Annotated in this window: 8 protein-coding genes; 6 read left to right on the top strand and 2 right to left on the bottom strand. The window is 59.8% G+C overall.

The genetic code is table 11. The features are described 5' to 3' along the window. Positions 1-93: 93 nt before the first annotated feature. Positions 94-666 (bottom strand): recombinase family protein, encoded by a 573-nt coding sequence (locus HHL26_RS23225; RefSeq protein ID WP_046766285.1) that lies wholly within the window; start codon positions 664-666, stop codon positions 94-96. 137 nt (positions 667-803) lie between these two features. On the opposite strand from HHL26_RS23225, the gene HHL26_RS23230 reads away from it, so the two are divergent. The 6 genes from HHL26_RS23230 (at position 804) to HHL26_RS23255 (ending at position 7,517) form a co-directional block, all read left to right on the top strand. Then, positions 804-3,764 (top strand): Tn3 family transposase, encoded by a 2,961-nt coding sequence (locus tag HHL26_RS23230; protein WP_169576861.1) that lies wholly within the window; start codon positions 804-806, stop codon positions 3,762-3,764. Further along, complete coding sequence (locus HHL26_RS24095) at positions 3,764-3,997, top strand: hypothetical protein (protein ID WP_206377601.1); 234 nt, start codon at positions 3,764-3,766, stop codon at positions 3,995-3,997. Before HHL26_RS23230 ends, HHL26_RS24095 begins: the two co-directional genes overlap by 1 nt. A 431-nt stretch (positions 3,998-4,428) precedes the next feature. Then, positions 4,429-4,713 (top strand): hypothetical protein, encoded by a 285-nt coding sequence (locus HHL26_RS23240; protein WP_169576862.1) that lies wholly within the window; start codon positions 4,429-4,431, stop codon positions 4,711-4,713. Positions 4,714-4,774: 61 nt separating this feature from the next. Further along, complete coding sequence (locus HHL26_RS23245; RefSeq protein WP_169576863.1) at positions 4,775-5,596, top strand: protocatechuate 3,4-dioxygenase; 822 nt, start codon at positions 4,775-4,777, stop codon at positions 5,594-5,596. A gap of 36 nt (positions 5,597-5,632) precedes the next feature. Continuing rightward, entirely contained in the window at positions 5,633-6,952 is a 1,320-nt protein-coding gene (locus HHL26_RS23250; protein ID WP_278373691.1) for an SRPBCC family protein, read from the top strand. Between the two features lie 19 nt (positions 6,953-6,971). Then, the gene (locus tag HHL26_RS23255) at positions 6,972-7,517 is read left to right on the top strand and encodes a 3-phenylpropionate/cinnamic acid dioxygenase subunit beta (RefSeq protein ID WP_206377602.1); all 546 of its coding nucleotides are present in this window, start codon (positions 6,972-6,974) and stop codon (positions 7,515-7,517) included. A 322-nt stretch (positions 7,518-7,839) separates the two neighbouring features. Here HHL26_RS23255 and HHL26_RS23260 read toward each other — a convergent pair whose 3' ends face one another. After that, entirely contained in the window at positions 7,840-9,201 is a 1,362-nt protein-coding gene (locus HHL26_RS23260; RefSeq protein WP_169576869.1) for an IS1380 family transposase, read from the bottom strand. Between the last annotated feature and the right edge of the window lie 122 nt (positions 9,202-9,323).

Consider the following 9,323-nt stretch of genomic DNA (forward strand, 5'->3'; position numbering starts at 1 on the left):
ATGTGAGCTGGAAAATCTCGACACCGTCATCAGAGGTCATCGCATCAGATGTTATCTGAATTACCCTAAGTACGAACGGATGGCGAACACCGCTCAGGGGGCAGTGCGCCGGACGCCAGCGAGCGCCATTTCCCGATAAACGGTAGCACGGCCAAGGCCAAGCTGGCGCGCAGCATGGGTTGGCGACATTCCCGCCACGACCAGGTTGAGGGCGGCTTTCGCCTTTTCAGGGTCCAACGGCGGGCGGCCCGGTAACTTGCCCTTGGCCCGCGCCGCGGCGATACCGTCCTTCGTCCGCTCGGCGATCAGCCGCCGCTCAAAATGCGCGATCGAGCCGAAGACGTGGAACACAAGTTCGCCTGCCGCCGACGAGGTGTCGAGCTTCTCCTCGAGGCTAAGCAGCGCGATGCCGCGCTCCTTCAGGGCTGTCACGACGGTCAATAGTTCGCCGAGCGAACGACCGAGTCGGTCAAGGCGGACGACCGCCAGCGTGTCGCCGGCGCGCGCGTACGCGAGCAGTTCGGCCAATCCGGGTCGGTCCATCGACTTGCCCGATCGCACGTCGGTAAACACCTTGATCGCACCCGCCTGTTCGAGACGCATCGTCTGCCCGGCGACATCCTGGTCGCCGGTACTCACGCGCGCGTAGCCCAATATGCCGCTCAACCACCGTCTCCCAAACGTCCGGTCTAGGGACGTCGACGCCGAGGCTGCGCGACACCACCCAAAACCGTCCAGAGACTACGTCTCATTAAGACCGTATGTCCACGATTATTCTCACCCTTTTGTGGACGGATTTCACCATGGCACGACGCGACCTCCTCACTGATGCCGAACGGCGTGCGCTGTTCGGCGTGCCCGAGACCCGCGAGGATCTCGCGCGGCACTATATGTTGTCGCCGCGCGACCTCGTTTCCGTCGTGGCCAAGCGTGGCGACACAAACCGGCTCGGCTTCGCGGTGCAGTTTGCGCTGCTTCGCCATCCCGGGTTCGGCTTCACGCTCGAGGAGGGCGCGCCCGAACACCTTGTCGCCTTTATGGGTGAACAGATTGGCGTCTTCGCTTCGGCGTTCGACCGCTACGCTGCACGCCCCGCCACCGCGTCTGTTCACGCACGCGACGCCGAGGCGGCGCTCGGATTGCGACAGCCGACCAATGCCGACCTGCCTTTGCTGATCGAGGCCGGGGCCAAAGCAGCATGGTCGACCGATCGCGGGGTGCCCATTGTGATCGGTATCACCGAAGCGCTTCGGGCGTCGTGTATCACGCTGCCATCGCCGTCGGTGATCGAGCGTGCCGGAATCGCCGGTCGCGCCCGCGCGCGACTGCGTGCCTACGACGCCCTGCTCGTTGGTGTATCCGCCGACAGCCTGGCCAAGCTCGATGCTGTGCTGGTCGTCGATCCGCAGACCGGGCTGACGCCGCTCGCCTGGCTGCGCGAGATTACCACCGCCCCGACGCCGGACAATGTGCGCGGGTTGCTTGACCGACTGGCGCGCGTGCGCGACATCGGGCTGCCCGTCGCGATCGGCGACGCGATCCATCCCGATCGGCTTCGCCAGCTCGTCCGCGAGGGTCGTGCCTCCTCTGCGCAGCTTATCAGTCGCTATACACCGTCGCGTCGGCGCGCTACGCTTGCGGCGATGATCCTCGACCAGGAGGCAAAACTGATCGACGCCGCGCTCGACATGGCCGATCGCATTATCGGCGGCAGCTTTACGCGCGGCAACAACAAGCAAAAGAAAAGCTACGCGGCAACCACGCGCGATGTCGGGCGCATCATGCGGCTGTTCGATCGCACGGTCGCTGCGCTGGAGGAAGCACAGGAAAGCGGGATTGATGGCTTCGTCGCGGTCGATGCAGCAGTGGGCTGGGACAAGCTGCTCCGCGCACGCGGCGAAGCCCGCTCCATCGCCAGTCTTGCGGGCGAGAACCCCTTGCTGCGGGCGGCGGACCAGTGGAGCCGGCTGCGCAAATTCACGCCGCTGCTTCTCGAAGCCATCGATTTCAAGGCTGGACGCGGCAGCGCGTCGACGATCGCGGCCGTGAACACGCTGCGCGAAATGAACCGCTCGGGACGCCGCGATGTACCCCCGGCCGCGCCGATGCCGTTCCGCAAGGACTGGCGGACGCTGGTCAAGGAGGGCGGCGACAAGCCTGATCGCCGGCTCTGGGAAACCGGCCTCATGGCGCACCTGCGCAACAAATGGCGCTCGGGCGACGTGTGGGTCGAGCGCTCGTCCAATTATCGCAAGTTCGACAGCTACATGCTTTCCACCGCCGAGGCTGCGCCGATCGCCACCGACCTGAAGCTGCCTGCGACCGCCAACGAATGGATCGCCGATCGGGGTCGCGAACTCGACCGGCGGCTGAAACGCTTCTCCCATCGCCTTGCCCGCGGCCAGGTCGAGGGCGTCACGTTCAAGGACGGCAAGCTGTCCATCACTCCAGTGCGTGCCGACGAGTCCGCTGCCGCCAAAGCGCTCGCCGCGCGCATCGACAGCCTGATGCCACGCGTGCGCATCACCGAACTGCTCCACGAGGTTGCACGCGCGACCGGTTTTACGCAGACGTTCCTCAATCTTCGGACCCGGGAACAGCATGACAACGAAAACGCCTTGCTCGCCGCGATCCTGGCTGATGGCTCCAACCTTGGTCTCGCACGCATGGCACAGGCGAGCCAGGGTGTTACTCCTGACCAACTCGTCTGGACAAGATCGGCCTATATCGCACCCGACAACTACAAAGCCGCGCTGGCACGGATCATCGATGCCCATCACGCGCTGCCGATCGCGGCGGTATGGGGTCAGGGCACGACGTCCTCATCGGACGGCCAGTTCTTCCGCTCGGGTAAGCGCGGCAGCGGCGCCGGGGACTTCAACGCCAAATACGGCGTCGATCCGGGCTTTTCCTTTTACACGCACGTCTCCGATCAGCACGGCCCCTATCATGTCACTGTCATCTCGGCCGCAACACACGAGGCACCCTATGTACTCGACGACCTGCTTCACCATAGCACCGGGCTGGGGATCGACACGCATTACACCGACACCGGTGGCGCGACCGATCACGTTTTCGCACTATGCCGGATGCTCGGATTCCGCTTCTGCCCGCGCCTGCGTGACTTTCCCGATCGCCGGATGGCGTGCGTCGAGGCCCCTGGACAGTATCCCTTGCTGAAACCACTAATGGGTAACCGGGTGAAGGTCGATGTCATCCGCCAGCATTGGGACGAAATCGTCCGTCTCGTCGCCTCGATGAAAGCGGGTGCCGTCCTGCCCTCGGCAATGCTGCGCAAACTCGCCGCCTATGAGCGCCAGAACCAGCTCGACCTCGCACTCCGTGAGATCGGCCGCGTCGAGCGCACGATCTTCATGCTCGATTGGCGGGAAAGCCCCGCATTGCGCCGACGCTGTCAGGCCGGCCTCAACAAGTCCGAACAGCGCCACTTCCTCACGCAGGCAATCTGCACTTTCAAACAGGGCCGCATCGCCGATCGCTCCCACGAGGCCCAGCAATTCCGCGCCTCGGGCCTTAATCTCATCATTGCCGCGATTGTCTATTGGAACTCGACCTACATCGCGGATGCGGTCGCGCATCTTCGCACGATCGGCGAAGACGTGTCGGACGAACTGTTGGCGCACACCTCGCCCGTTGGCTGGAGGCATATCGCCTTCTCAGGCGACTTCCTATGGGATCGCGCGGCCGCGATGCCAGCTAAACGGCGACCGCTCAACCTGGCACGGACGAGCGGGGCCACTTGATGCAAGCACATGTTCGCTATCTGTACTCGCTTAGCGCAATTCAGATAACATCCGTTGCGACAATCTCCATTAGAGAACATGTCGAGCGCCTCGGCGATCTCGCGGAACTCACGCCCTCTTGCTGCGATGTCGGCTTGCCCGCGCATTTCGCTGTCGCCCATGCCGGCAAGATCGAACGCCACCACGTCATAATCTTCGGCAAGAAATGGTGCAATGAAGGCAAAGCAACGTGAGTGGGCAAGAAGGCCGTGCGTCATCAACACCTTTGGCTTGTCACGGTCGCCCCAGCGGAAATAGTGCGCCCTGGCGCCATCGATCTCCGCATAGCCCTCTTCCCGCGGCACTTTCAGCGCGGATACAAACCATTCGGGCAGTTGCGAACCATCGCCAGCCCAAACAGGATCGATGTCCGTCGGAAGCTCTTTTATCATTGCTTTGTCATTAATTGCGTTGCGGATTCCTTACCCGGGAATTCAATCCCTACGTGAGTCAGCATCACAGGAGGTTGGTATAACCCGGCCACCTCTGTGGTTTGGCACTTGGAGCGGGCTTCGAGGGACGTCAAGCCATAAACCATACGCATGAGTATTGACGTAAGCCTTCAATTTTCATAAGGGTGTCATTAGTCTCCCCAGAGACAGAATATATCAGGAGAGTAAGTGGGATGAGCTGCGGATCTGTCGAGCAGTTACTCTATGACGTGAGTACGTCGCGTAGCCGCCGGGAGGCGTTCTGCCAGAATCCCAAGGAGGCGGTAGGCAAATACGCGCTCACCGACCCAGAACAAAATATGGTCGTGGGCCTTAATGTCGAAGACCTGTTTGAATATGGCATAAATCCGATGCTCTTGATGGGTTTCTGGACCAGTGTGCGTGGGCCACAGTCGATGCCCGAATATCTTGCTCGAGTTCCCGATCTTGCATCCCGCTTAGAAGCCTCGTCTGGCTGATTGGGTAATTCACTGCCCTTCTCAAGCCTGAGCAAATTGGACCGCGAAAGAGAGTTGTCAGATGGCGGAAATTGTTAGCGGCTATATAATGCCGCATGATCCCTTGCTGTTCATAAATCCGCATAAGAAGGAGCGAGACTATCTGCTCGGCGCTTACAAGAAAATACGTGATAAGGTGGAGGCGCTGGGGGCGACAAGGGCGATAATATTCGGAGCGGACCATTACATTCTTTTCAGCCCCCGCTGCCTTCCGCAATTTCTCATTGCCACAGGCGAGTTGCATGGCCCGATTGAGAGGTTGCCTGGAGTTCCGAACTCACCGATCGCCAGCGATCCGGATTTCGCTCGTATGCTCGTGGATTTCGCCCACGGTAGCGGGTTCGACGTAGCGGTCTCTCGCGATCTTGGTGTTGATCATGCCATAGGCGTGCCGGCCCAGCTTGCCTTACCGACAGACGGATCCGTCAAGACCGTTCCCGTCTACATGGCCAGCGGGGTTGAGCCGTATGTTCGTCTTCAACGTGCGTATGAATTCGGACAGATGGTGCGCGAAGCAGTCGCCGCCATGTCAACCGACGACCGGATTGTGCTGATCGGCAGCGGAGGCATAAGCCATTGGGTCGGCACGGGCGAGATGGGACGGATCAATCCCCAATTCGATAAGAAGGTTCTCGATGCGATCCAGTCCGGTGATCCTTCGACGCTTCTGGCGATGACTGACCAGGAAATCATGCGTGACGGTGGGAACGGCGGGATGGAAATCCGCCATTACCTCGCTGTGATGGGTGCGCTTCCCGCAGGGGCGGGCGAGGTGCTGGCCTACGAGGCTTGGCCGGGCGGTGTAACTGGAATGGGGTTCGCGGAAATCCTGCCAGCGGCTTGAGATTAGAAGCGCAATCAACTTGAACGGGAGAATGGGGTGCCAAAACTAGTCAAAGAAACGGCCGACCGGGAAGAATTGGGTTCTAAAGTAAGCGCTTGGGTCAGCGTAGGCGACGGTGCGCTTGATCGCCGGATTTTCTGGCAGGAGGATATCTATGCGCTCGAACTGGAACGAATCTTTGCCAGATGCTGGATCTTCGTTGCCCATGATTCTCAATTGCCTGAGGTTGGGGATTTCCTGACAAGCACGATAGGTGAGGATGCGGTCATTGTCTCCCGCGGGGAAGACGGCAACATTCACACCTTCCTCAATTCTTGTTCTCATCGAGGGAACCGTGTGTGCTTTGCTGAGGTAGGTAGCGCCCGCCGGTTCACCTGCAATTTTCATGGGTGGTCTTACGGCCTAGACGGCAGCCTGAAGAGCGTGAGCCGACCACAATCCTACGATGGGAATGCCAATTTCGACAAGGCCCGGCTCGGTCTTCACCGGGCCCGTGTAGAAAATTACAAGGGTATGAATTTTGCCTGCTTCGATCCCGATGCGCCATCCCTTGAAGAATATCTAGGTGAATTCCGCTGGTATCTCGATGTTATTCTAGACAATGACGAAGGAGGTATCGAGTTTATTGACGGCAACATCAAATCCCGTCTCAAATGCAATTGGAAGTTCCCCGCAGAAAACTTTGTGGGCGATTCCTACCATGCACCCTGGACCCACAGTTCAGCCTTGATCGCTATGTTCGGCAAACAGCCGACCATGCGCCCTGATCGCTCTTATCACGCTAACGTCAACGGCCATGGATGGGAGTTCGGACTGGATTTCATCGGTAACGCTGCAACCCTCAACTCGCCGCAGATCATTGAGTATCTTCGTGAACAAGAAGTCAAGTTTGCTGAAAGACTGGGGAAGATCCGCAGCAGGATGGTGGGTGCGCTCAGTTCGGCCAACGTATTTCCCAACCTGTCCTTTCTGGCAGGGCATAACACCTTTCGGACCTGGAACCCGAAGGGACCCAGCGAAACTGAGCTTCACACATGGGTGTTTCTGAATGCCAATGCCCCGCAGGAACTGAAGGATGAGTATCGGCGCGGAGTGATGCTGACCTTTTCTCCAGCCGGTGTCTTCGAGATGGATGACGGAGAGAACTTCGAAAATTGCACTTCGGTCAACGCAGGCGTCGTGACTCGACGACAAAAGCTTCACGTTGGAATGGGGCTAAATTCAAAGATTGACCATAATGAACTTAAAGGGAACGTTTACCAGAGCCAGATCAACGAGGCAAACCAGCGCGCATTCTATCAGCGTTGGGCAGACTTGATGGGTGCAGAAAATTGGGCCGATGTGCCCATCCGCTGAGTATCAATTAGAGGTGAACGTGACTCAACCTGATCAAATCGAACTTTGCGATAGTCCCGAAGTTCCAATCGTTTTGCTGTTCGAGATTCAGCAGTTCCTGTATCGAGAGGCCCGTCTTCTCGATGGCGAACAATATGATGAATGGCTGAATTTGCTAGCAGATGATATCCATTACTGGGTTCCTGGCGTACAGGCTCGCTATAGGAAGGATAACACGAAATTCAGCCTTGGCCGCATGGCATTTTTTGACGATGATCTCGAATATCTCAAGATTCGAGTTGCCCGTGCGAAGCAGCCGTCTGCTTGGGCCGAAGATCCTCCGACGAGGCACTTCCATCTAGTGGGCAACATAGAGGTGGAAAAGACCGAGAATCCCGCCGAGTGGACGGTACATTCTGTCATTCTGAACAACCGAAATCGAGCTGAGGATGATGAAATGGAGCTCAAGGCTCGCCGAGTTGATCTGATCAGGCGAGATAAAGATGGTTACCTCAAATTGGCAAGGCGCAAGGTATTCTTACAGAATACAGTATTACAGGCAAAAAACATAAATACGTTTCTTTGATCGTATTGATATCAGCTCCATTTTCTTCCCCAGAATGGGACTTGAGCAGAATCCGATCACTTGTCTGTCGTAGCTGTGTTATTCGGTGAACGCTTCATGCGGGCCATGGCGACCTGATGTTCAACCGCCACCCCGTCACGAAATTTCTGACAGTCCCCTTTAGCCCGCCTTATTCACGAGGCTGTTCGATAGGGATTGTCGGGGGTTTGTTCTGGCGTGTCGGGGTGAGTTGGACACGGTCGGCCGTAGCGCCTGTTTCATCGCGGTTTTGCATGGCTTGGGGTTTTGCTGAGGGGTTCGGTGGCGGACACGGCCGCGCCGTTCAGGGGCTGGCGGCGCGAAGCGTGATGGCAAGATCGCGGTAGAGCACGGCATCGGGGCAAGCGCTGGCGAAGGCGATGCGGATACGGCTGGCGGTTTCGACGACGCGGGCGGCGACCTTGATGAGCCGGAGGCGGATGGTGGCGAACTCGGCATTTTTCAGCGTCACGGTAACGGGCATGGCCTGACGCAGCTTCCACATCAGCCAGTAGGCTGCGGTGTGGAGGATGAGGCGCATCTGGTTGGCATTGGCCGACCGGCACGAGGTGCGGTCGCTCTTCAACTGCGTCTTGTGGAGCTTGATGAGGTTTTCGGCCTGGCCGCGTGCACAGTAAAGCGCGTCGTAGATATGCTCGGGCGTCCCGGTCTCGATCGCGGTGACGACGAAGCGGATGTCGAGGCCGAGGGAGGTGGCTTCGATCCGCGCGGTGACCCGGCGTTTGGTCGGCCCCCAGGACTTGGCGGCATAACGGGTCTCGGCATAGCGGCGCAGCACGTCCGGACCGCCCGATGCCAGGCCCAGCGCCCGGTCGGTCGCGCAGGCATCGGCACAGGCGACGATCACGGGATCGGCGTGGAGCGCCTTGTTGCCCGGCAGGCCGAACACATAATCGATGCCGTTCTTCTCGCACCACGTCATGATCTCGGGCCGGCCATAATGACCGTCGCCGCGCAGCGTGATGCGGGTCGCGGGCCAGTGGCGCCGGATGCGCCGGATCAGTCGCCGGACATGGCCCGCCGTCTCGGCCCCCGAGGGCGTCTTGCCGGTGCGCAGCAGCATCGCGACAGGGCGGCCGGTCGCGGTGTCGTAGACATGGATCGGCAGGAAGCAGCGCTCGCCATAATGGCCGTTCCAAAACGACAGTTGCTGGCCGCCGTGAACGACATCGACCGTCTCGTCGATATCGAGCGTCACCGCGATCGGCGGCGCGGGATAGCTCGCACAGTAAAGATCGACGAGCGTACCGGTCATCCGCACCAGTTCGCGCGTCGTCGGCGCATTCTCCCAGCGGCTCATGGTCGGCTGGCTCGCCAGGCCGATCGCACCGCCCGGCAGCTTGCCGAGCGCCAGCTTGAAGCCGGGATCGTGGCGCAGCACGTCGAGGTCATCGGCATCCTCATAGCCGCAGGCGATCGCCAGCATGCGCGCGCGCAGAATGTCACCCAGGTCATGGACGACGCGGGCCTGGTCGCGAGGATCGGCGATGCAGGCGGCAAGCCGTTCCGCAAGGCCGAGCTGTCGCTCCGCCTGCGCCAGCAGCAGAACGCCGCCGTCCGAGGTCAGCCGCCCGCCATCGAACGCGGCAGTCACTTTCTTGCGGCAAATCGCTGGGAATGAAAAACGCGGTGCGCTACCTGTAATTGCTCACGGGGTTGGCAAAAAAGTGTTGCGCGGAGGTCGATTGGCTGATTCACCCTACGGATTTCACCACCGCCGCTTCATGTGCTGACCGAAGCCGAGAAGAACGAGTTGCTGCTCGCGCA

The sequence above is a fragment of the Sphingobium sp. TB-6 genome (genome assembly GCF_012927365.1).
In the GTDB taxonomy this organism is placed as follows: Bacteria; Pseudomonadota; Alphaproteobacteria; order Sphingomonadales; family Sphingomonadaceae; genus Sphingobium.